At 41.0% G+C, this 23,369-nt stretch carries 18 protein-coding genes; 17 read left to right on the plus strand and 1 reads right to left on the minus strand.

Annotation, left to right across the window (positions count from 1 at the left end):
• Positions 1–516 precede the first annotated feature (516 nt).
• From BMY66_RS08990 to BMY66_RS09060, 15 genes are all read left to right on the plus strand, one after another.
• Positions 517–999 (plus strand): hypothetical protein, encoded by a 483-nt coding sequence (locus BMY66_RS08990; protein ID WP_074789896.1) that lies wholly within the window; start codon positions 517–519, stop codon positions 997–999.
• A gap of 115 nt (positions 1,000–1,114) precedes the next feature.
• The gene (locus BMY66_RS08995; protein ID WP_090394907.1) at positions 1,115–1,969 is read left to right on the plus strand and encodes a VanW family protein; all 855 of its coding nucleotides are present in this window, start codon (positions 1,115–1,117) and stop codon (positions 1,967–1,969) included.
• Positions 1,970–2,119: 150 nt separating this feature from the next.
• The gene (locus tag BMY66_RS09000) at positions 2,120–3,727 is read left to right on the plus strand and encodes a GGDEF domain-containing protein (protein ID WP_090394908.1); all 1,608 of its coding nucleotides are present in this window, start codon (positions 2,120–2,122) and stop codon (positions 3,725–3,727) included.
• Between the two features lie 88 nt (positions 3,728–3,815).
• Complete coding sequence (locus BMY66_RS09005) at positions 3,816–4,397, plus strand: thymidine kinase (protein WP_074789902.1); 582 nt, start codon at positions 3,816–3,818, stop codon at positions 4,395–4,397.
• Complete coding sequence (locus BMY66_RS09010) at positions 4,397–6,388, plus strand: hypothetical protein (RefSeq protein ID WP_090394909.1); 1,992 nt, start codon at positions 4,397–4,399, stop codon at positions 6,386–6,388. The genes BMY66_RS09005 and BMY66_RS09010 overlap by 1 nt, the downstream gene beginning before the upstream one ends.
• 15 nt (positions 6,389–6,403) lie before the next feature.
• Positions 6,404–8,179 (plus strand): HAD-IIIC family phosphatase, encoded by a 1,776-nt coding sequence (locus tag BMY66_RS09015; RefSeq protein ID WP_090394910.1) that lies wholly within the window; start codon positions 6,404–6,406, stop codon positions 8,177–8,179.
• A 7-nt stretch (positions 8,180–8,186) separates the two neighbouring features.
• Entirely contained in the window at positions 8,187–8,996 is an 810-nt protein-coding gene (locus BMY66_RS09020; RefSeq protein WP_090394911.1) for an ABC transporter permease, read from the plus strand.
• Positions 8,997–9,115: 119 nt separating this feature from the next.
• Complete coding sequence (locus tag BMY66_RS09025) at positions 9,116–9,937, plus strand: glycerophosphodiester phosphodiesterase (protein ID WP_044935429.1); 822 nt, start codon at positions 9,116–9,118, stop codon at positions 9,935–9,937.
• Between the two features lie 126 nt (positions 9,938–10,063).
• The gene (locus BMY66_RS09030) at positions 10,064–11,347 is read left to right on the plus strand and encodes an ABC transporter ATP-binding protein (protein ID WP_090394912.1); all 1,284 of its coding nucleotides are present in this window, start codon (positions 10,064–10,066) and stop codon (positions 11,345–11,347) included.
• A 12-nt stretch (positions 11,348–11,359) separates the two neighbouring features.
• Positions 11,360–11,848, plus strand: a complete 489-nt coding sequence (locus BMY66_RS09035) for a hypothetical protein (RefSeq protein WP_044935431.1) — start codon at positions 11,360–11,362, stop codon at positions 11,846–11,848.
• Positions 11,848–15,378: a rhamnan synthesis F family protein gene (locus BMY66_RS09040; RefSeq protein ID WP_090394913.1), complete on the plus strand. Its 3,531-nt coding sequence runs from the start codon at positions 11,848–11,850 to the stop codon at positions 15,376–15,378. Before BMY66_RS09035 ends, BMY66_RS09040 begins: the two co-directional genes overlap by 1 nt.
• Before the next feature lie 38 nt (positions 15,379–15,416).
• A complete protein-coding gene (locus tag BMY66_RS09045) occupies positions 15,417–17,882 on the plus strand; it encodes a glycosyltransferase family 2 protein (RefSeq protein ID WP_242942697.1) in 2,466 nt (821 codons plus the stop codon).
• A 9-nt stretch (positions 17,883–17,891) separates the two neighbouring features.
• Positions 17,892–19,136 carry a nucleotide sugar dehydrogenase gene (locus BMY66_RS09050; protein WP_090394914.1) on the plus strand — a complete coding sequence of 415 codons (1,245 nt, stop codon included), beginning with the start codon at positions 17,892–17,894 and terminating at the stop codon, positions 19,134–19,136.
• Positions 19,137–19,420: 284 nt separating this feature from the next.
• Positions 19,421–20,005 (plus strand): hypothetical protein, encoded by a 585-nt coding sequence (locus BMY66_RS09055; RefSeq protein ID WP_090394915.1) that lies wholly within the window; start codon positions 19,421–19,423, stop codon positions 20,003–20,005.
• Between the two features lie 14 nt (positions 20,006–20,019).
• Positions 20,020–21,135: a transglutaminase domain-containing protein gene (locus BMY66_RS09060; protein ID WP_090394916.1), complete on the plus strand. Its 1,116-nt coding sequence runs from the start codon at positions 20,020–20,022 to the stop codon at positions 21,133–21,135.
• 17 nt (positions 21,136–21,152) lie between these two features.
• Here BMY66_RS09060 and BMY66_RS09065 read toward each other — a convergent pair whose 3' ends face one another.
• Positions 21,153–21,596 carry a MerR family transcriptional regulator gene (locus tag BMY66_RS09065; protein ID WP_044935443.1) on the minus strand — a complete coding sequence of 148 codons (444 nt, stop codon included), beginning with the start codon at positions 21,594–21,596 and terminating at the stop codon, positions 21,153–21,155.
• 127 nt (positions 21,597–21,723) lie between these two features.
• Here BMY66_RS09065 and BMY66_RS09070 point away from each other — a divergent pair, with 127 nt between their 5' ends.
• The gene (locus tag BMY66_RS09070; protein ID WP_090394917.1) at positions 21,724–22,725 is read left to right on the plus strand and encodes an alpha/beta hydrolase; all 1,002 of its coding nucleotides are present in this window, start codon (positions 21,724–21,726) and stop codon (positions 22,723–22,725) included.
• A gap of 88 nt (positions 22,726–22,813) precedes the next feature.
• Positions 22,814–23,356, plus strand: a complete 543-nt coding sequence (locus tag BMY66_RS09075; RefSeq protein WP_090394918.1) for a flavin reductase family protein — start codon at positions 22,814–22,816, stop codon at positions 23,354–23,356.
• Positions 23,357–23,369: the final 13 nt, after the last annotated feature.

The following is a 23,369-nucleotide window of genomic DNA, read 5'->3' on the forward strand; positions in this document are numbered from 1 at the left end:
AAAGCTATGGTACCTTGGGTTCATATTACATTCGCTAAGTAGAACTTAAAAAGAGATATTTGTATGTATGAGCACCGTGGCACATTCAACGTCGTGTTTCAAGTGACCACTGCTGCCGCCGTCCTAGCGGCAGCTGCTCATCCATATCAAATATCTCTTTTTGTTCTACTAAGCTCATTCCAAAATCACCCAAAGGTATCCATAGTTTTTGAAATCCATATAAACCAAGAGCTGTGTGTCCGTCCACAGACATACCGATTCAGAAAATGTACAGACCTGCAAAAGACACCTGTAAATAAGTGTGTTCTCCTTGTGCTTTAGAAAAACATAATATTCATGCGATGTCCCGTAGGGGGACCTGGTGGTCGGGCCCGATGGGGAGGGCTGGCTGGGCCAGTGCGAATAGATGGAAAAGGGCAGGTAAGATGGGGCCTAGATATTGATTTTGAGGGGCGTGCATGGTAAAATAGCTTCTAGTTGTGGCTCAGGGGAGCCGGAGATTAGGAGGAAGTTTTTATGAGCACAGTGACTATTGTACTCATCGTTATTGCGGTTCTTATGGTTGCCGCAATCGTTGTATTATATTTTCTTGGTAAGAAGGCACAGGATAAGCGTGCAGAGCAGCAGGATCAGATGGATGCAGTTGCACAGCAGGTTTCAATGCTTATCATTGATAAGAAGCGAATGAAGCTTAAGGAAGCTGGTCTTCCAGAGGCAGTTGTTGCTGCTACACCATGGTATGCTAAGAATTCAAAGATTCCAGTTGTTAAGGCTAAGGTTGGCCCACAGATGATGACTCTTATCTGTGATGCAGAAATCTTTGATGAGGTTCCTGTAAAGAAGGAAGTTAAGGCTACAGTTTCTGGTCTTTACATCACAAAGGTAAAGGGAATCCGCGGTGGCAATGCTACTCAGGATACAAAGAAGAAAAAGGGACTTCGTGCTTGGGCACTTCGTAAGCAGAAGGAGCTTGACCAGGAAACAAGAAAGAATAAATAAGTTTTTATTAACACCTCGGTTAAAAAATGGCCGAGGTGTTTTATTTGTCTAATAAAAGTGATAAAATGGCGTTACTAAGAAAATTTTCAGACAACTTAGTTTGGGAGGAACGAGGATGAATTTTAAGATTAATAAAGCCATTTTGTCACTTTTTGTTTTAGCTTTTGCTGTTGTGCTTATGCCACATATCGATGCAAAGGCAGCTACTCAGGAAGAATACCAGATTTATTCGCAGGTTTTAAATGCTGATTACTATGCAGCTATGAATCCTGATGTGGCGGCAAAGGCAGATGGTAGTTACATATATTATCTTGAGCATTACATCAAATATGGTGTGTACGAGGGAAGAAATGCCAGTGGTACATTTAATGCTACCGACTACATGATCAAGAATCCTGACCTTGCGGCAGTGTTTGGAAATAACATGCCAGCATATGTTATTCATTATGTATTGTCTGGAAAGGCAGAGGGCCGCGATGGCACTCCTTCAGTTGGAGCTTTGGCAACTGATATGCCTCAAACCTACACTTTGCTTGGAGCCTATACAACAGAGTACGATCCAAATGCAGCTAGAGGCCACAATATCGAAGTAGCTGCAGAAAAGGTAGATGGTACAGTGGTGGCACCAGGTACAACTTTCTCAGCATCAAATTCAATTGGTAAGCGTACATCGGCAAATGGTTTTGTTGAGGCGCCAGTATTTATCAATAAGCAACATGCAACAGGAATCGGCGGAGGCGTTTGTCAGGTTTCTTCAACCATATATGCAGCCATGAAGACTGCAGGAATTAAAGCAACTGAAAGACATCCTCATTCTCTTCCAGTTTACTATCTGCCAGAGGGCTGGGATGCCACAATTTCATGGGGCTCATTAGATCTTAAGTTTGTGAATACATACGATTCAAATATAGTAGTATTTGTTTTTGCAGATGAGGGACATCTTACAGCGGCACTTTATTTGCAAAATTAAAATTTTTCGCACAATTAATTGTAGTCACGGTCTAAGAATCATGTTATAATACGCCCCAACAGGGTAAAATTCGGATTTTACCAGTAGGGGAAAGGATTCCCCTGCACAGCTTAGGGCTGCAAAATGGATTTTGACCAAGGGGAATAATAAGTGGAAGAATTGTTGAGTAAGCAAGCTCCGGAAGTACAGGAACTTATCAAAAACGTAAACAAGTATCGAAAGGTGGATAACGAAAAACACCTTAGCTTTGCTTGCGATTTGTTTGATTTAGCACAAGAATGCGGAAATCAAGATTTAAAGGATTACGCAAGTTGTGCTCTTGGCGATGCATGTTGCCAAAATCAGGACTATTCGCAAGCTTTATATTACATGTCGGCAGGCGTTCGAGGCCTCGCCAAAACAGACGAATACGAGCTCTTATGTAGATGCTACAATGAGCTAGGTATTATTTTCAGAAGTGAAGGTCATTTCATTACTAGCGAAGATTATTTCATTAATGCCATGGAAATCGCCAGGGCACACAGATTGTACGCCATTGAAGCTATGGCGTGTTCTAATTTTGCTTCTCTTTGCGAGGAAATGGATGCTATCGAGAGAGCACTAGAATATCATTATCGTTCCATTGAATGTTGCAGTTTCATAGATGACGAAGATTTCAAGCTTAGCCTTATGGCAGGGGATTACGCTTTTATTGTAAAGCTATATGTAATCCTTAAGGATGAAGAAAGTGCAGATCAGGCACTTGCAGAGATGGAAAAAATCATTGCGAAGTACCCAGAGATAAATGATCTTTTCGATATTAGAATTGCCAGATACGTATATTACAAGTTTAAAAATAACACAGCAAAGATTCAGGAAATGAAGGCTCTTTGCCTGGAGTCATTCTATGCTTGCCAGGAATATATTGTTTATTTCGATGAGGCTAAGCAGCTTATTGAAATACTCACAGAAGAAAAAGACTATCAGGAACTTCAAAAGATGTATGATAGGACTGAACAGGTTTTATCAAAAGACGATTTAATAAATCTAAGAGTATTCCTTGAGGAGTACAAGATTAAGATGTACGAAGCATTGGGCGATAAAGAACGCCTCATGGCTAGTTACAGCAACTACTATAGATATAACACTATCAAAACAGTTGATAATAAGCGTTCATTTTTGACCACTCTTCGTCTTCGTTCAGAGCTTGCTCAGCAGCGCACAAAGAATCTGTTCCTTTCGGCTGCCGCAGAGACAGATCCTCTCACAGGTATTGCCAACAGACTGAAGCTCAATACAGTTATTGATGAGCTTTTTGTGTTAGCTAATAACGAAGGCAAAACACTTGCTGTTGAAATGATGGATATCGATTTCTTCAAGGAAGTAAACGACACATACGGTCATGCCAAGGGCGATGAGCTTTTGGTGATGCTTGCTAAAATTTTAAAGAGTGTCGAAGATGATAAGATTTTCGTTGCTAGATACGGTGGTGATGAATTCATCATTTACTACTACGACATGACTGATGAGCAAATAAAAGAAGTTGCTCGTCACATACAAAAATCAATGGAAATTGCTGGCGAGGCCCTTGGTATAGGAAAGGTCACAGTTTCCCAGGGAATCGTAAATCACATCCCTAGACCACTCAATAGAGCGTGGGATTATATGAATGCTGCTGATTTAGCATTGTATTTTGTTAAGAACCATGGCAAGGCAAATGCTCGAATTATTCACAGAGCCACAGAATTAGAGACTCTTGCATGGGACAAAGTTTTTTGACTTTTAAACAAGTAATTATTAAAATATTTATAACCAGACAGAAGGCTAAGCTCGGTCTTCTGTCAATTTATGTAAAGGGGTTTTTTGTATGGCAAAATTGTACTATTATTATGGAGCTATGGGTTCTTCAAAGACAGCTAATGCCCTTATGACTCATTTCAACTATCAGGAAGTTGGTCAGAATGCGCTTTTGGTTAAGCCAGAAATGGATACCAGATTCGGCGAGAGAGTTGTTCGCTCTAGAATCGGCTTGGAGAACGAATGCGTCTTCCTCGAGGATTTAATAAAAATGCCTGAGGAGGAAATTAAAAAATATGATTGCATCATTGTTGATGAGGTACAGTTTGCAACACCAGAGCAGGTAGATTTTCTATCTGATATTGTTGATTTTATGGATGTGCCTGTGGTTGCTTATGGACTTAGAGCAGATTTTAGAAATAAGCTTTTCCCAGGTTCAGAACGACTTATCACAATTGCTGATGTTATTCACGAAGTCAAAACTGTGTGCTGGTGTGGACGCAAGGCCACATGCAACACTAGATATAATGAAGGCGGAGTTGTACGCTCAGGCCCACAGGTTATGCTTGGAGCAAACGACTCTTATGTGGCACTTTGCCGCAAGCACTTTAAACTGGGACAGCTTGCCCCAGATGAGAAAGAGGAGAGTTAATGACTTTTAGCTTTGCAATTACAGTAATATTTTGGTTATATGTTATTTTTTGGATACAGGTGCCAGGAATGCTCCTTGTGGAGTTCCTTTTGCCTAGACGATTAAAGGCATACACCAGACTTTTATCTGGATTTTTCCTAGGCTTCATCTGTCTAGCTACCATTTATTTTATCGAGTCAATAATCGGCGTTAATGGCCTAATCACCATTGCGGGCCCAATCCTTTCTTCGATAGCTCTTATCCGCTATTTCAAAAAAGGACGCCCATCAGTTTACAATGCTTATGAGCATTTTAAATGGCTCGGAATAATTATATTTGGATTTATTTTTATAGTTTCTACTATTAATTTCCAGCTTAAATATGCTGGCGCCTTATCAGGACAGACTACTCAGGTTTACCATGATTTCCTTTTCCATACAGGAAACATTGTATCCTTGAGCCGTTCTTTCCCAAATGGAGATATCAGAATCTCTGGGCTAACATTTTATTATCATTATTTTTATGAGCTTATTTTTGCCATGTGCAAGCACATCTTTGGCATGGATGCCTTCAGACTATACATGAATGGCAATGCTTTGATTTGTGCGTGGCCACTCACTCTTGCCATGATGATTATAGGCGAGAGACTTCGCGGTGGCAGAAGTATTCGTGGCGTTAGATACTATTCTTACTATGCAGGAATGCTTGTTTCATGCATTTGCTTGCTTCCTGTAAATGTTGTTGGAGCTAAGCTTCCAACATCTTGGTTGAATAATCACTTGTTTGGAAACGGCAATGCTATGGGGCTTGCTTTATCTATCACAGTTCTTTTGGTAGATGTTTTAGTAGATGTTTGGTACGATAAGTTCTCTGTCAGAGTGATGATAGCAATCTATCTTTTAGCAGCTACTGCCACTGGTTTCAAGGGAACTACAGGAATTGTTCTTGTGACAATTTCCTGGTCAGTATTTATTATTGAGTCGATCCTGGTTAAAAAGATTCACATGCCTAGATTCTTCTATGTATTTTGTGCATCATTAGGATTCGTACTTACATACATGATAGTTACCGTTGGATTAAATCCATCTGGCGCAAACAACAGAGCCATGGAAGTTACACCAGCAGGTACACTTGATGCCAGCCGTGTAGGTCAGGTTTTCTCAAAGCTTGGTCTTGATTACATGGCTTTCCCATGGGTGATCATTGCTGTTCTTCTTTGCATTGTATGTATTGTTGGTCCTTGCATTTTAGCGTTTGCAGCTTTTGCATACAGCAAGTTCAAAACACTTATCAAAGAAAAAGTTATTGGAGATATATTTGACTGGTTCGTAATTGGTTCAGTGATTATTGGCGTTGCTGCCTTTTGTTCAGTTAGCGTGCCAGGATTGTCTCAGGGATATTTCGTTATCACAAATGCAGCCTTTATCTTCTACGGTGCAATGAAATATCTTATTGAGAACAAAAAGACATTGATTTCATATGTCACATACCTTTTCTTTGGCATTGGAACAGCCTTTTTAATAATTGATATTGGATATTTTTGCTACGACGATATCAAGCAAGAGGCTGTTTATGAATCAGAGGCTGGCGACCGCCAGGATCTTGTTTCCGCTGATACAATGGAAGCTTATTTATGGCTTAGAGACAACACGGCTGAGGACGCAGTGGTTGCTGTAGATAGATTCACTGAGGATTTAGATTACAGAAGCATCTATTTCTACTGTAGCGCTTTTTCTGAGCGTCAGGTATATATAGAAGGCTACGACTATTCTGACATCACAGAAAAGCAGGTTGAGGCCATGCTTTCCATCAATGAAAAATTCTATAGCGAGGATACTGCAGTTGCAGAAGCGGCTATGGAAATGAGTGGTGTTGATTATCTGGTTGTTACCGAATTAAATCATCCGGACTATTGGGAAAACAGCCCAAAGTTAAAACTAGTTTTTACAAACGATGATGTTAGCATTTATAGATATTATTCTGACGGCGGCATGTCTGCTGTTAACAATTAATTATGAGAGGTGCTTATGAAGGAATTAGAGTATCCATTTGATAGCGATTATTTACTATCAAAGAAAAAGAGAATTAAAAAAGAGCTTCTTGCTACAGACACAAAGTTTATAGACAAGAAGATTGCAGTTCTTGGCGGAGGCACTACTGCCAATATTATTCTTATGCTTGAATTGTTCTTGCTTAACAATGGCATTCGTCCAGAGTTTTACGAGAGTGAATACAACAAGTATTATGAGGATGCTGTTTTTCCTAATCCTGAATTGGAAGAGTTTGCACCTGACATCATTTATGTGTGCACTAGCAATCGCAACATCACAAGCTACCCAAATCTCGCAATGGATAGGGTAGCAGTTGATGAGCTTTTAGATGCACAATACGCAAAGTTCGAAACAATCTGGAAGACACTTGCTGAAAAGTACAATTGCCCAATCATCCAGAACAATTTCGAGATGCCTTTATTCAGACTTCTTGGCAACAGAGATGCATACGATTACCGTGGTTCCATGAACTTCATCACACGCCTAAATCAGCGCATGTATGACTATGCCATGGCTACTGAGAATTATTATATCTGCGATATCAATTACATCTCAGCAGATTACGGTTTGAAGGAATGGTCTGATCCATTCTACTGGTACATGTACAAATACGCTATGTGCGTTCCAGCAATCCCATCGCTTTCTTTCAATGTGGCCAACATTATCAAGTCACTTCTTGGAAAGAATAAAAAGGGATTTGTTCTTGATTTGGATAACACTCTTTGGGGCGGCGTTATCGGTGACGATGGTGTTGATGGCATTGTCCTTGGCCCAGAGGAAGCTGAGGGGCAGGCATATACAGAGTTCCAGCGTTACCTTAAAGCACATCAGCAGCTTGGCATAATATTAAATGTAGATTCAAAAAACGACATGGAAAACGCTATTGCAGGTATTAACCATCCTGACAGCGAATTCCAGGAAAAGGATTTCATTTCAATCAAGGCCAACTGGGATCCAAAGGATAAAAACTTTGCAGACATTGCGTCAGAGCTTACCCTTCTTCCAGAAAGCTTGGTATTTGTTGATGACAATCCAGCAGAGCGTCACATTGTAACAGAACAGCTTAAGGGTGTATGTGCACCAGAGCTTGATAATGTGGTTCACTATATCCAGACAATCGACCGCTCAGGCTTCTTTGAAGCAACAAACATTTCCGCAGACGATTTAAAGAGAAATGAAATGTATCAGGAGAACGCTGCAAGAGCTAAGCTTCAGAGCAGCTTCACTGATTATGGCCAGTATCTCGACTCGTTAGAGATGCAGGCAGAAATAGATAGCTTTGCACCAGTTTACATGGCCCGCATTGCACAGCTTACAAATAAGTCAAATCAGTTTAACCTTACAACAAAGCGTTTCACTCAAACAGAAATCGAGGAGACTGCAGCTGATTCAAACTATGTCACTCTTTACGGAAAGCTTATTGATAAGTTTGGTGACAATGGTGTTGTTACTGTCGCAATTGGACACGTTGATGGCGAGACATGTGACATCGATCTTTGGCTTATGAGCTGTCGTGTACTCAAGCGCGATATGGAATTTGCTATGATGGACGAATTGGTGGCACGCCTTAAGGCTCGTGGAGTTAAGGAGCTTCGAGGTCATTATCTTCCAACAGCTAAAAACAAAATGGTTAAGAACTTCTACGGAGATATGGGATTTACCCTTGTGGAAGAAAAGGAAGATGGCTCATCAGACTGGACTCTTGATTTAAGTGGATACGAGAATCAGAATAAGCACATAAAAATGAATTAGGAATATTATGATTAAAAACATTTTAACAAACAAAAAATTAATACAGAAACTTGCTAAGAACGATTTCAAGCAGAAGTTTGCTGGCTCAACACTTGGTGTTATTTGGGCCTTCGTTCAGCCAATCATTACAATCCTTGTATACTGGATTGTTTTTGATAAGGCTCTTAATCAGGGAACACAGGGCACAAAGGCTGGCATCAGCGCTCCATTCGTACTGTGGCTTTCAGCTGGTATCGTTCCATGGTTCTATTTTAGCGAGGTACTCTCAGCAGGTACCGTTGTTCTACATGAGTACAATTATCTTGTTAAGAAGGTTGTATTCCCTATCAACGTTTTACCTGTTGTAAAAGCAGTGTCATCCCTTTTTGTGCACGGCTTCTTTGTATTATTTACTTTGCTTGTTTATCTGTTATACAGATTTCCAATTACACCATATATTTTACAGGCCCTTTATTATTCATGTGCCATGATGGTACTTACAATCGGACTAATCTATCTTACAAGCTCACTTTGCGTATTCTTCAAGGATATGGCTCAGCTTGTAAATATTCTTTTACAGGTAGGCATCTGGGCAACGCCAATCATGTGGAACTTTGATGCCATGGTTGACAAGATTCCAAACTGGTTAAGCATTGTTCTCCAGCTCAACCCAATGTACTACATCACAAGTGGCTATCGTGACAGCTTTATTGGTCAGATAGGATTTTGGGAGAAGCCAGGCTTAACACTTTATTTCTGGTGCTTTACAATCGTTATTTTCCTTCTTGGAACACACGTATTTAAGAAGCTCCAGCCTCAGTTTGCAGACGCTTTGTAAAGACTACAAATTGTATAAATTATAATGGCAGATTTCGGACAATATTTTTGTTCAAGGCTTGCTGTCAGACAATTGAATTAGTGGTAAAATATTAGTAACTTGATAAAGGGGGCCTGAATATGAAAATACCACGTTTTTTCAAAGCAAGAAGAGCCGTCGCTGTCAGCATGGTGACCTTGCTATTGTCTCTGGTTTTCTTAAACGAATTCTATTATTTACCAGCAAATGCTGATGAGGATATTGTGGTGCAGGTAGTAGCTCACAGAGGCTACTCAGGTATGTACCCCGAAAATACCCTTAGTGCCTTCGCTGGAGCCTACGCATGTGGCGCCAAAACAGTTGAATTTGACGTCAGAAAAACCAAAGACGGAGAGCTGGTTATCTACCACGACGACACTCTTGAACGATTAACAGGCGACGATAAATCAGTCGCTGACTATACATACGAAGAACTATTGCAAGTTGACGCAGGAGAATGGTTCGGCAGAGAATACCGCCTCGAGCGCATTCCAACCCTGGATCAAACCCTAGCTCTTTTGCAAGCTACTAACATGCGGATTTTTTGCGAACTCAAAGACATCGGTGAGGACCCTGATTTCGCCAACGAAGTCTATGAAAAATGCGCAGAATATAATCTTCTAGACCGCGTAGTATTCCTTTCATTCAAGTACGATTACCTCTCACAAATCAAGGAAATCGCACCTGATCAACCAATCATGATGCTGGCATCCTTCGGTAAATCAACCTTACCTACCAGATACCCAGCCGAATACTACGGAGTCAACATGAAGACCCTTACACCAAAAACCGTCAGGGCTATCCACGAAGCAGGAGCCATGGTTTACTGCTACACTCCAGACACCAAGGGCCAAATGCTTTCGCTCCAGCGCCTAGGCGTGGACGGCGTCATAACCGACTTCGCCGACCTATCCGCAATCTAACACAGTCCATAAAGCACCGCATCCGCGGTGCTTTTTTTATGTCGCCACCATCCCCTTCGGACTTTGCGGATGCAGGGTTTTATGGTAAAATGTTGGGATAAAAGGCAAGATTTTTTAGGAGACGTTATGAGCGATTACGTTATAAATGTGGAGCATGTGGACAAGGTCTATAAGCTCTACGATAGCAATAAGGCTAGGGTGGCTGATACACTGGGCCTTACTAGAAAGAAGAATTATAGAGAGCATTATGCTTTGAAGGATATGAGCTTTGCAGTGAAGCAGGGCGAGTGTGTTGGGCTTATCGGTACTAATGGTTCGGGAAAGTCCACTATTTTAAAGATTATTACTGGTGTGCTTTCACCTACTAGAGGTGAGGTTACAGTGGACGGCCGTATCTCGGCTTTGCTGGAGCTTGGTGCTGGTTTTAATATGGAATATACAGGTATGGAGAATATCTACTTGAATGGTACCATGCTTGGCTATACCAAAGAGGAAATTGATGAGAAGCTTGATGATATTTTGTCATTTGCTGATATCGGAGATTTCGTTTTCCAGCCAGTGAAGACATATTCAAGCGGTATGTTCGTAAGACTTGCATTTGCCGTGGCTATCAACATCGACCCAGAGATTCTCATCGTTGATGAGGCACTTTCTGTTGGTGATGTTTTCTTCCAGGCAAAGTGCTATAAAAAGTTCGAAGAGTTCAAGGCAGCCGGAAAGACAATTCTTTTCGTTTCCCACGATTTGGGTGCCATCAGCAAGTATTGCGATAGAGCAGTGCTTATCAATAAGGGCGATAAGGTTGCCGAGGGTGCTCCAAAGGATATGATTGATATCTATAAAAAGATATTGGTTGGTCAGGAGCCTGTGCTTAATAGCAAGGTAGATGCACTGGATTCATTCAGCGGTGCGGATGATAACTCTGGTGATAATTGGAAGTCTAATTATCAGCTCAATCCTAATGTTAATGAGTATGGCGATGGCCGTGCTACTATCGTAGATTTTGCTGTTATCGATGATAGCGGTAATTATACAAATGCAATTATGAAGGGCAGCACTTTCACTGTTAAGTCAAAGGTGCACTTCAATACAGATATTGAAAATCCTATCTTCACACTTACATTCAAGACACTCAAGGGTATCGATGTTACTGGTACGAACACCATGTACGAAAAGTGCGATGTGGGTCTTTGTAAGGAAGGCAGCGAATACGTTGCTACATTTACTCAGAAAATGGATATGCAGGGTGGCGAGTACCTAATGTCTATTAGCTGTACAGGTTTTGATGGTGTTGATTTTGTTGCTTATCATAGATTGTACGATGTAATGAATATCACAGTTGTTAGCACTAAAAACACTGTTGGTTTTTATGATATGAATTCAAAAGTTAGCGTAAGCCAGGTTAAGTAAAGGGGAGCGGCTATGATTCAGGAAAAGTACAATAGAAGGATTTTTGATGAAGGAACAGAGGATGCCATCCTTAGGCTTTCTCACCTGAGAAGCAATGTTTTGTCGCCAGTAGGAATAGGCGATGGGGACAATGTGCTCATCATTGATCCAGATAGCGAAGCTTTGGTTGAATGGCTAAAGGAACAGGCAACACAGGTTACTGAAGTTGCTGCAGAAATGCTTTCAGATATTAAAGGCACATTTAATATTATTATCAGCCTTGGCCATTTAAACGAAACACCAGCCACTCTTAAAAAGATGCTTTCAGCGGATGGCAGATTGGTATATGCCCTGCCAGAAAAGGATCGAATTGCAGATTTCACAAAGCGCCTTTTAAAGGAAGCAGGCTTCAGTGAAATCACCACATATCGCGTCAGCCCAGATTATTTGTTTACAACAGAGATTTATGCTGAGGATTATATAGGGGGAGGAGCAGGCGACTATCTGCTCATTGCAAAATAATGGATAGACTACTATATGAAAAGCTTTCGAACGAGCGTAACCCAAAGTACAATATCATCACTGATATCGTGGAAAGGGATGGACGAAAGGTAGTAATTAAACGCCCTTACGATGAACAAGGAATAGCACATATAAAAAGAGTTTTTGATAGTTACAGAGGCTTGCAGGACGCATTGCAAGGCTCTGATTTTTGCGTTAACGAAAGTAGTTTAGTTGATGACAGAATCGAAAGTGAATTCCTTGAAGGTGAGCATCTCACATCAGCCGATGCTCAGCAGTTTATTGAGGCTGTCAAAAATGCCTACATGAAAAATGCAAAGGAATTTGCTATTTCAGATGGCTTCAGAGAGGTCTTCGGAGATGTTGATTTGCCAAGAGGTGTTCTTGCAGCAAATTACCTTGATGTTGATTTGATTTTTGACAATGTTATCAAGACAGCAAAAGGCTGGGAGATTATCGATTACGAGTGGACTTTCGACTTTTTGGTACCAATCAACTATGTGTTCTTCAGAGCTAGTAAGTTCAGCGATTTGCCAGAACATTTGGTAGACATTCCAGATGCTGAAAGAGAAGCATATCAAAAGATGGAAGATCACTTCCAGTCAAAATATATTTTCAAGGATGTTAAAAACCTTCACGAGCTTAGAGAGCATGCAAACAGTCGTAGCAAGACAGGCGCAGATTTTGCTATTGCCAGCCGCGATTATCAGATTAAGCAGCTCCAGGAATTAATAGAAGCAAAGGATGTGCACATCAGAAACATCGAGGCTGTAAATGCTGAGCTTCGTACAATTTACGAGAACACAGTTAATACTAGAGGCTACAAGACCCTGGAAAATATCCGCGCATTCAAATCATTTTTGACAGGCAAGGATACTCCTGCTCGACAGGCAAAGCGTGCAGCCAAAGAAGAGGCAAAGCGTGTCAAGGCAGCTGCCAAGGAAGCAAAGCGCCGCGCTGCCCAGGGAGAGCCACAGCCATCGGTGGCAGTTCATCTTCATCTTTTCTATGTAGATTTGTTGCCAGAGTTTGTTAGCTATTTTGCAAACATCCCATTCAAGTTTGATTTATATATATCCTGCCAGGAGGATGCAGATGTAAATGCAATCAAGGCAGGTTTAAAGGAACTTAAGCAGGTTCAGAAAATCGATGTCCGCAACCTTCCAAACAGAGGTCGTGATCTTGCACCCCTTTATGTAAAGTTTGGTCCGGAGATTTTAAATCACGACTATTTCCTTCACATCCATTCAAAGAAATCTTTGTATTCAGGTGAGGAAAAGGGCGGATGGAGACGATTCTCTCTTGAGTTACTTCTTGGTTCGCCAGACAAGATTAATCAGATTTTTGACTTATTTAAAAATAGCAATGCAGGTCTTATCTATCCTGATATTCAGGAGGAGGTTCCAACCATCGCTTATTCATGGTTGAAAAATGCAGGCATTGCAAAGGAACTTTTCGATGAGTTTGATTTAGGCGAGATGCCTTCAGTATTCAACTACCCAGCAGGTTCTTTCTTCTGGGCTAGAACAGATGCACTTCGTCCACTATTTGAGAAGGAATACACATACGAAGATTTCCCAAGGGAGCAGGGTCAGACAGATGGCACATTTGCTCATGCCTTGGAGCGTATTCTTCCATTCGTTTCAAGAAAGCAGGGATACGACGATTTCATCCTTTATCTTGATTCAGAAGATACTGTTAAGAATAAGAGTCTTCGTCCATTTTTCAACACCTTCAAGGTGGATAAAGAGCTTCTCGCAATGAAGCTTGGTGGATATGATGTGGTGTCCTTCGATATTTTCGACACACTGATTACACGCACTATCTTCAAGCCGGATGATGTGTTCAATCTTATAAGCCGGATCATTCTTGAAAAATACGGCAAGAAAGTTGATTTCCTTAAGATTCGAAAAAATGCTGAGGCAGCTGCAACAGCTCAGTTTGGCCCAATGACCACTCTGGACAAGATTTATGTGGAAGTAGCAAAGGATAGAACACTTGGCGATTTCGCTATGGATATCAAAAAGCTTGAGGTGGACATCGAAACACGCCTTTGCGTTCCTCGTAAGGATATGGTGGATGTGTTCAATGCAGTAAAATCCATGGGACGTCATGTCATCCTTGTCAGCGATATGTATCTCAACCGTGCACAGGTTGTTGGACTTCTTCACAAGTGCGGAATTGGTGGATACGATGAGCTTTTCATCTCGTGCGAAGTTGGAGCAAGAAAAGATGATGGTTCAATGTGGAATATGCTTCTGACAGGAATAAACCCTTCAAGCTTTATCCACGTTGGAGACAACTTCTGTTCTGATTCACAAATCCTTATGGATAAGGGAGTGGCAAGCCATATCGTTCTCAATCCAATGGCTATGCTTGAGCTATCAGACTTCGATTATTTGAAAGAATACGCAAGCAAGAGTATTGCAAACTCACTTGTGCTAGGACAGGTTATCAACGGAGGAATTTTCAATTCTCCATTTGCCTTTGATGAAAAGGGTGGTTTCCATTTCAAGAATAACTACGACTTTGGGTATTCTACAATGGGGCCATTGATGGCAGGATTTGTTCAGTGGCTGGTTAATAAAAATGCCAGCGAAAAAGAAAGCCTTCTTCTGTTGTCTCGCGAGGGATACATGCTTGAGCAGCTTATCAAAGAGTACTGCAATCAAAAGGGTGAGGCTTTGCCAGACATCCATTACTTCCTTACATCCAGAAGAGCTTGTGCAGTGCCTGCTCTTGAAAATGATGAGGATATTCGAGAGCTTCTTTCTCAGAAATATCAGGGAAGCTTCAGCAATCTTTTGAATGAAAGATTTGGCATTGAACTTCATGAGGATGATGAGGATAAGCAGTTCGATTACGAGACAGACACAGACGAGCTTATGAAGGCTATTCAGCCATACAAAGAGGAAATCTTTGAAAGAAGCAAAATTGAAAAGAATGCATACATGAACTATGCCAGTGAATTCCTTGCAACATCTTCGGATTTAGCTGTCGTGGATGTGGGATTCTCAGGTACAATTCAGTACTTCTTGATGAAGCTTACAGGCAGAGATATCGCAGGCCATTACTTGGCACTACATTCAAACAAGCCTGAGCGAATCGGTGGAAGAGCAGATGCTATCTACACCATCACTGATCCAAAGGAGATTCCAAATAGCAAGCTTCTTAAATATCAGCTGTTTTTGGAGAGTGCTTTGTCAGCACCATTTGGCCAGCTTATTAATTTCACCATGGAAAATGGCGTACCTACACCTCATTTCAAGGATGATGATTACGTCAGCGATGATGTGAAAATGCTTCAGTCCGGTATTTTGGATTATGTAAAACAGTACGCAAGCGCCAGCAGAAATCTGTCAGATGGTCTTTTAGCTGATGCAAAACTTGTAGAAGATTTATTCTATGATATAATTGCAGACGGTACGTTAACAGATGAGATTGTATCCACACTTACAGTTGAGGATGGATACAGCCGTGGTGGCGTCCAAAAATTTGATGTAAAAACTGGCAGTTGGGTTGTTAAATAATTCAAGTGCCAAATAATTTACTTAGAAGGATATATATTTTGAGAGATACTTTTAATGTGGTATTCATCAGATATCACCTATTAAAGAAAAATACATTATTATTCCAGGGCTTTTATCCATTTGATAATCCAAAGGGATACAGCCTTGTTTGTGAGATGAATGGCAAGCCATATGATTTGGATTTGACCATCAACGAAGGCAATGAAGTTCGTCGTAGATACATTGCTGCTCACAAAAGTGTTTCAAAGGAATACGTTGGTGAGATTAATTTGCCAGAGGATTTGCACCAGGTAAAGAGCCTGAAGCTTATCTGTGTTCTTGGGGAAGCAGGAGATAAAAATCAGGTTCGTTCAGTGGTTTACAAGGCCACTGGCAAGGATTTGATTAAGCTTAAAAAAGAGTACGAATACAATCTTGAGCGTGCAGCAGTCACAGACGACAAGATTCAGATTCTTGGTTGGGCAATCGGAAATGTTCCAGAGGAGTTCCATTTATATGATGGCGACAAAGAAATCCCAATCTCAGTTAAGCGTATGTTCAGAAAAGATGTTTACGGAGTTTATCCAGAGCTTACTGAGAAATGTGATTCTGGTCTTGAGATTGTTTTTGACAAGGGCGATTATAAAAAGCTTCGTATGACAATTACTGCAAATGGTCAGGTTTACGATTGTAAGGTTGATACAGAGCACGTTCTTACTGGAGGCAACCTTCTTCCAAAGAAAACTCTCTGGGAGCGTATCGAGCTTTACCGTCAGGACAATGGTCTTGGAGCTACAATCAAGCATGCCATCGATAAGCTGAAGGATGCAGAGGCTCCAAAGTACACATACATGGATTTCCTTACAAGCTTTGGTCCTACAGAGGTAGAGCTTCAGCGTCAGCGTGATGAAAAGTTCGAATACAATCCACTGATGAGCATTGTTATTCCAATGTATCAGACTCCTGAGAAATTCCTTGTGGAGCTCATCGATTCCATCGTTGCACAGACATATCCAAACTGGGAGCTTTGTCTTGCAGATGGAAGTCCTGATGAAACATTGGGACAGTTTATTAATAAAAAATACGGTTCTGACAGCAGAATTAAATACACTCACCTGGATGACAATCTTGGTATTTCAGAAAATACTAATGCAGCCATTGCACTTGCAACTGGTGACTACATCGTTCTTTCTGATCACGATGATACACTTGCACCAAATGCAATGTACGAGTGTGTTGCTGCAATCAACAAGGACCGCAGCATAGATGTTATCTACACTGACGAGGATAAAATCTCAATGGATTCTAAGGAATACTTTGAGCCAGTCTTCAAGCCGGATTTCAATCTCGACTTACTTTGTTCAGTTAATTACATCTGCCATCTTTTCATCTTCAAGCGTAGCTTGTATGACACAGTTGGCGGATTCAATAAAGAGTACGATGGAGCTCAGGATCACGATTTGATTTTGAGATATTGCGAGGCTGCAAAGAACATCCATCATGTGCCAAAGGCACTTTATCACTGGCGTAGTCATGCAGCGTCTACAGCCATGAGCGCAGAGAGCAAGCTTTACGCTTTCGATGCTGGTTGCAAGGCTGTGCAGGCTCACTACGACAGAATGGGTATCCCAGCAAAGGTTGAGCAGGATACTTTCTACGGCACATACCGTACAGTATACAACTGGGGCAAGGAGCCACTTGTTTCTATCATCATTCCAAACAAGGATCACACAGATGATTTGGACAAGTGCATCAAATCAATCGACGCCCGCAGCTCATACAAAAACATCGAGTTCATCATTGTAGAAAACAATTCTACAGAGCCAGAAACTTTCGAATATTACAAGAGCATCGAGAATCGTCCTGATGTGAAAATCGTTCGTTACGCAACACCAGGCTTCAACTTCTCTGCAATCAACAACTGCGGTGCCAAGGCAGCCAGCGGTGAGATGTATTTGCTTTTAAATAATGATACTGAAATAATCAATGAAAACTGCATCAAGGAAATGGTAGATGTTTGTCTTCGTCCTGATGTTGGTATATGTGGTTCACTCCTTTATTATCCAGACAACACAGTGCAGCATGCCGGTGTTGTTATGGGAATCGGCGGTATCGCTGGTCACACATTTGTTGGCCTTGAAAGAAGCGAGCCAGGATACATGTTCCGTGCGGTAACTACTCAGGATTTATCTGCAGTTACAGCAGCCTGCCTGATGGTACGCAAGGATGTATTTGAAGAGGTAGGCGGACTTACTGAAGAATTGGCAGTTGCCTTTAATGATGTAGACTTCTGTATGAAGGTTCGCGATAAAGGATACTTAGTAGTTTACAATCCTCACGCAGAGCTTTATCACTACGAGTCAAAATCTCGTGGCTACGAAGATACAGGCGAGAAGGTTGCTCGTTTCAATTCAGAAGTAGAAAAGCTTGAAAAGCTTTGGCCTGATATATTAGAAAAAGGCGATCCATATTACAATCCTAACTTGTCGATTCTCGACGGTTGGTATCGTTTGAAGGAAGAATAGGAGAAAGTGATGAATAGAAAAATTGCAGTAGCTGGTACAGGTTATGTTGGACTTTCAATAGCTACACTTTTGGCGCAGCACAATCACGTAACAGCAGTTGATGTTATTCCAGAAAAGGTTGAATTAATTAACAACAGAAAGTCTCCAATCGTTGATCCAGAGATTGAAGATTATCTTGCAAATAAGGAGCTTGATTTAACAGCTACTCTCGATGGAGAGGCTGCATACAAGGATGCTGAATTCGTAGTTATCGCAACACCTACAAACTACGACAGCACAAAGGATTACTTCGATACATCTGCAGTAGAAGCAGTTATCGAGCTTGTTAAAAAAGTAAATCCTAATGCATTCATGGTTATCAAATCTACAATTCCTGTAGGTTACACAAAGCGTATCCGTGAAAAGATGTACTCAGACAAAATCTTATTCAGCCCTGAGTTCCTTCGCGAGTCTCGCGCTTTATACGACAACCTTTATCCAAGCCGTATCATCGTTGGTACAGATGAAAATGATGCTGAGCTTACAAAGGCTGCTCATGAGTTTGCATCACTTCTTCAGGAAGGTGCAATCAAAGAAAACATCGACACACTCGTTATGGGATTTACAGAAGCAGAGGCTGTAAAGCTTTTTGCCAACACATACCTTGCTCTTCGTGTTAGCTACTTCAACGAGCTTGATACATACGCAGAGACAAAGGGCCTTGATACACAGGCTATCATCAAGGGCGTTTGCCTTGACCCTCGTATCACAGACCAGTACAACAACCCATCATTTGGTTACGGCGGATACTGCTTACCAAAGGATACAAAGCAGCTTCTCGCAAACTACAACGATGTTCCACAGGAGCTTATCCGTGCAATCGTAGAATCAAACCGCACACGTAAGGATTTCATTGCTGACCAGGTTCTCAAAAAGGCTGGCTACTACGGCTACGAAGAGGCCAACCAGTACAGCAAGGAAGCAGAGAAGGAAGTTACAATCGGCGTTTACCGCCTTACAATGAAGTCTAACTCAGACAACTTCCGTCAGTCTTCAATCCAGGGTGTTATGAAGCGTGTTAAAGCCAAGGGTGCTACAGTAGTCATCTACGAGCCAACCCTCGAAGACGGCACAACATTCTTTGGCTCCAAGGTCGTTAACGACCTCTCAAAGTTCAAGGCCATGAGCGACGCAATTATTGCAAACCGCTACGACACATGCCTAGACGACGTAAAAGACAAAGTATACACCAGAGACGTATTCTCTAGAGATTAATAAACAAACAATGCTATAAATAAGTGGACTGATGAAGGTTCTCAACCTAGAACCTCTCATCAGCCTATTTTTTTTTCAAAAAAATGTAAAAAAGTGATTAAACCGTTGAAAATACTGGACTTGGCGGTATTGACAAGGGGGTGGCAAGGGTGTATATTAAACTAACCAATAAATAATCTGAAAATATTACATATAGAGAATGAGTTGTGAAATTACTCGATAGTGTAATGCCTGATTGGTAGATGCAGCACCAGAAAGCATTTATTTATAGAAAGGAATTGAGTATGAAAAAGTTTGTAAAAAGAATGATGATGTTTGCAGTAGTAGGAACTTTACTTGTAGGCTATAGCACAAGTGCAAAGGCAGCCAATATAGGTTATGCCAATGTAACTCAGGATACATTAAATGCAGCTAATGTAGCCCACTCGTATTATGGTAATAAGCTTCCTCAGGAGGCTGTAACACTTGCAGAATTAAATGCAAAATACTATGCAGATGCGATTATGGCTGAGCCTACATTACAGACAGACCTTGATAGAGTAAACATGGCAGCATACATAGTAAGTCTCCATTGTGCAGAGTCACAGTATGGTTCAGATGATTTAAAAGCTTACAAGTCGCCAGCTGGTCCATTCGTTTATGGAGTATACACATGCGCAGGCTCCACAAGGGCTCTTGGCAGAATCCTTGATTACATGGGCTACAATTGGTACCACGTAAATGAAAATGAAAACAAGCATCAGTGGTGTGTAGTTGAAATGGACGGACAGATTGGATTTGCTGATGGCATGGGCGGCTTTGCAGGCTATGGAGAGATGGTAAATGGAATGACTCTTCCAGACGGACAGGTCATAATGTTTGCAGAGTAAAGGAGTTGTGAAATATGAAGAAGTTTTTTAAAAAGTTAGCAGTTTCAATGATGGCAGTTTCAATGATAGTACCTGTGTATACAATGACTGCACATGCTGAAATCGTTGAATACTTAGATTATTACAGACCTCAGGATCCAAGAACGGGATGGTATGAGTTCGAGCATTATGATACAGATTGGGAGGCAACAGTACATCCATATATAGACAACTTGAATAGAGCCAGAAGTGAGGCAATACAAAAAGCAGAGGCTAATGCATTAATGGCAGAAGCAGATAAAACTGGTTACCCATTTGTAAAAATTCCTGCACAAGATTTTTTGTGCAACTATCAGTTTTTTGGTTGGTCTCAATACTTGGATAATGAAGGTGAAAATTTTGATGCTGCGACATATGCAGCCATGTACCCAGAGGTTAAAGAACAGTATGGAAATAAGTTCACAGATTTATGGAATCATTATAGAACAAAAGGTGTCTATGAAGGAAAAGTAGCACACACAACTGAGGGATATCTCTGCGGATTCGATGTAATGATGGAGCTTTATCAAGTATGGACTCCAGAAATGTCCGATAGAGAGAAGGTTGTATTTGTAGATAATTATCTTCGAACACAAATGTTTCCTATAGAGCAACAAACTGATGCAACTATTTTAGATGAATCTGGTAGAGATGCAACAGGCCAACAACCATCTTATGCAGTAGGATATGCTCATGCATTTTATGAGGTTATGCGTCAGCTTGGAATTCCATGCTTTGTGGAGAATAGCTACGAAATAACAGACCCACAAGATGGTGTATGGGATTCTGATTGGAATCAGGTATACGTAGATGGTCAGTGGTATGTCGTAGACACATATATGAATGATTTTACAAATTCAGACCAGTATCTATTGATTGATAGACATCCACTTGCTTATCCAGATTATTGGGCTGAAAAGAATATTCAGGTGTATTCTACAACGGTTCTCAAGCCAACATATACAGAAGCAGACCTAGCAGCAGGTGAAATGACACAGTTTATGGGTGGTGGCCCAGAAGAATTTCAGTGGATGTTAGACCAAGATTTTGCTGATGCTATTCTAGAAGAAGGGGAGAAGCAAAGAACTGAACTATTTAATACAGAGTATTAATATGAAGAAACGGACGCCTAGTGGCGTCCGTTTCCGCTATCGTAGAGTTTTTGGATTTCTGGTGGGAGCTTGTCGGGGAGCATGGCGTTGATGCGGTCTTCGCTGCCGTCTGCGATGGCTTGGTCGTAGTACCAGCATTTGTATTTTAGCATGTCTAGGGTCTTTTGAAGGTTGGCTATTTCGGCTTCCACTGCGTCACGGCGGGCTTCAAAAAGAGCTTTTCTGTCGGCGTAGGTTTCGGCACCCTTGGTGGTCATATCCATAAACTGCTTGATTTCTTTTATTTCTAAGCCGGAGCTTTTTAGGCATTCGATGATGTGGAGAGCTCCGATTTCTCTATCTGAGAATTTCCTGATTCCAGATTGGCGTTCCATGTTTGGAAAGAAGCCTTCTTTGTCATAGTATCTAAGGGTTGATACAGGTATATTAAACATTTCTGAAACTTGTCCAATTGAGTACATAGATATTCCTCCGAAATTTTTTAAAATTAAAGCTTGACCTAAAGTTAACTTTAGGTACTAACATACAATCATCGTATCACGATTTTGAAATAAATTCAATTTATAATAGCAAATGGAGGTATTTAAAATGATTAAGGTTGAGAGTTTAAATTTAGTAACAGAGTGGGACAAAACTTTTCCAAAGAGCGATAAGGTTGACCATGAGAAGGTTACATTCGTAAACCGCTATGGCATCACTCTTGCGGCAGATATGTATGTACCTAAGAATGCTGAGGGCAAGCTTCCTGCAATTGCAGTATCTGGCCCATTTGGCGCAGTAAAAGAGCAGTGCTCAGGCTTGTATGCTCAGACTATGGCAGAAAGAGGATTTCTTACAATTGCATTTGATCCATCATTCACAGGTGAGTCTGGTGGAAATGTTAGATACATGGCATCTCCTGACATTAATACAGAAGATTTCATGGCTGCAGTAGATTTCCTTTCATTGAATGAAAAGGTAGATCCTGATAGAATCGGCATCATAGGTATCTGTGGTTGGGGCGGAATGGCACTTAATACAGCAGCTCTCGATACCAGAATCAAAGCAACTGTAGCCGCTACTATGTACGACATGACAAGAGTTAATGCAAATGGCTACTTCGATTCTGAGGATAATGAAGAAGCTAGATATCAGAAGAAAGCTGCTATGTGCGCACAGCGTTTGGAAGATTTAAAGGCAGGAGAGTACAAGCTTGGCGGAGGAGTTGTTGATCCACTTCCAGAGGATGCCCCATTCTTTGTTAAGGATTACTATGATTACTACAAGACTGACAGAGGATACCATAAGCGTAGCCTTAATTCTAATGGTGGCTGGAATGTGATTGGATGTGAATCATTCATGAATCAGCCAATATTAAAGTATACAAACGAAATCAGAAGCGCTGTACTAATTATCCATGGAGAAAAGGCTCATTCCCTTTATTTTGGAAAAGACGCTTATGAAAATATGGTAAAGGATAGCAAGTACACATCAAATAAGGAACTTATGATTATTCCAAACGCAAGCCATGCAGATCTTTACGATGGTGGCGATAGCAATTATATTCCATTCGATAAGTTACAGAGCTTCTTTGAGAAAAATTTGAAGTAATAATAAAAAGACTATTGACACCGTGTCAACACGGTGTTATAGTTAGCACATCGATTGACACAGTGTCAATTAGAAAGGAGTAAAGAAAATGAAGAAGAATATCGGAGCACAGTTAGCATTATATCCAGCACCAGTTATCGTAGTAGGAGCTATGGTTGATGGAAAGCCAAATTGGACATTAGTAGCACATGCAGGCACAGTTGCCCACAGTCATTTGATGGTTTCTATGGTTCAGGCTCACTACACAAACAAGGGCATAAGAGAAAACAAGATGTTCTCTATCAATGTAGTTGATGAGTCATGGCTCAAGGAAGCTGACAGAATGGGTATTGTCAGTGGTAATAAGGAAGATAAGTCAGGTGCCTTTGAATATACAGTAGGAGAAAATGGTGCACCTCTTATCGATGCAGCAAAGATTTCTATCGAGTGCGAAATGGACTACAACTACGAGCTTGAAAACTTTGATAATTTCATTGGAAAGATTCTTGCAACTTATGCAGACGAGTCAGTACTTAATGAAGCAGGAAAGATTGATTACCACGTATTCAAGCCAGTATTATTTGAATTCCCAACATACGAGTATTTTGTTACCGGCGATAAGGTTGGAGACTGCGCTAAAATGAACAAATAATATATTGACATTT

This window comes from Pseudobutyrivibrio sp. C4 (assembly GCF_900111635.1).
Classification (GTDB): Bacteria; Bacillota; Clostridia; order Lachnospirales; family Lachnospiraceae; genus Pseudobutyrivibrio; species Pseudobutyrivibrio ruminis.

Coding starts and splice junctions, on each gene's coding strand:
- BMY66_RS08990 (WP_074789896.1), top strand. CDS start 517: ATGAGCACAGTGACTATTGTACTCATCGTTATTGCGGTTCTTATGGTT.
- BMY66_RS08995 (WP_090394907.1), top strand. CDS start 1,115: ATGAATTTTAAGATTAATAAAGCCATTTTGTCACTTTTTGTTTTAGCT.
- BMY66_RS09005 (WP_074789902.1), top strand. CDS start 3,816: ATGGCAAAATTGTACTATTATTATGGAGCTATGGGTTCTTCAAAGACA.
- BMY66_RS09010 (WP_090394909.1), top strand. CDS start 4,397: ATGACTTTTAGCTTTGCAATTACAGTAATATTTTGGTTATATGTTATT.
- BMY66_RS09015 (WP_090394910.1), top strand. CDS start 6,404: ATGAAGGAATTAGAGTATCCATTTGATAGCGATTATTTACTATCAAAG.
- BMY66_RS09020 (WP_090394911.1), top strand. CDS start 8,187: ATGATTAAAAACATTTTAACAAACAAAAAATTAATACAGAAACTTGCT.
- BMY66_RS09025 (WP_044935429.1), top strand. CDS start 9,116: ATGAAAATACCACGTTTTTTCAAAGCAAGAAGAGCCGTCGCTGTCAGC.
- BMY66_RS09030 (WP_090394912.1), top strand. CDS start 10,064: ATGAGCGATTACGTTATAAATGTGGAGCATGTGGACAAGGTCTATAAG.
- BMY66_RS09035 (WP_044935431.1), top strand. CDS start 11,360: ATGATTCAGGAAAAGTACAATAGAAGGATTTTTGATGAAGGAACAGAG.
- BMY66_RS09040 (WP_090394913.1), top strand. CDS start 11,848: ATGGATAGACTACTATATGAAAAGCTTTCGAACGAGCGTAACCCAAAG.
- BMY66_RS09050 (WP_090394914.1), top strand. CDS start 17,892: ATGAATAGAAAAATTGCAGTAGCTGGTACAGGTTATGTTGGACTTTCA.
- BMY66_RS09055 (WP_090394915.1), top strand. CDS start 19,421: ATGAAAAAGTTTGTAAAAAGAATGATGATGTTTGCAGTAGTAGGAACT.
- BMY66_RS09060 (WP_090394916.1), top strand. CDS start 20,020: ATGAAGAAGTTTTTTAAAAAGTTAGCAGTTTCAATGATGGCAGTTTCA.
- BMY66_RS09065 (WP_044935443.1), bottom strand. CDS start 21,596: ATGTACTCAATTGGACAAGTTTCAGAAATGTTTAATATACCTGTATCA.
- BMY66_RS09070 (WP_090394917.1), top strand. CDS start 21,724: ATGATTAAGGTTGAGAGTTTAAATTTAGTAACAGAGTGGGACAAAACT.
- BMY66_RS09075 (WP_090394918.1), top strand. CDS start 22,814: ATGAAGAAGAATATCGGAGCACAGTTAGCATTATATCCAGCACCAGTT.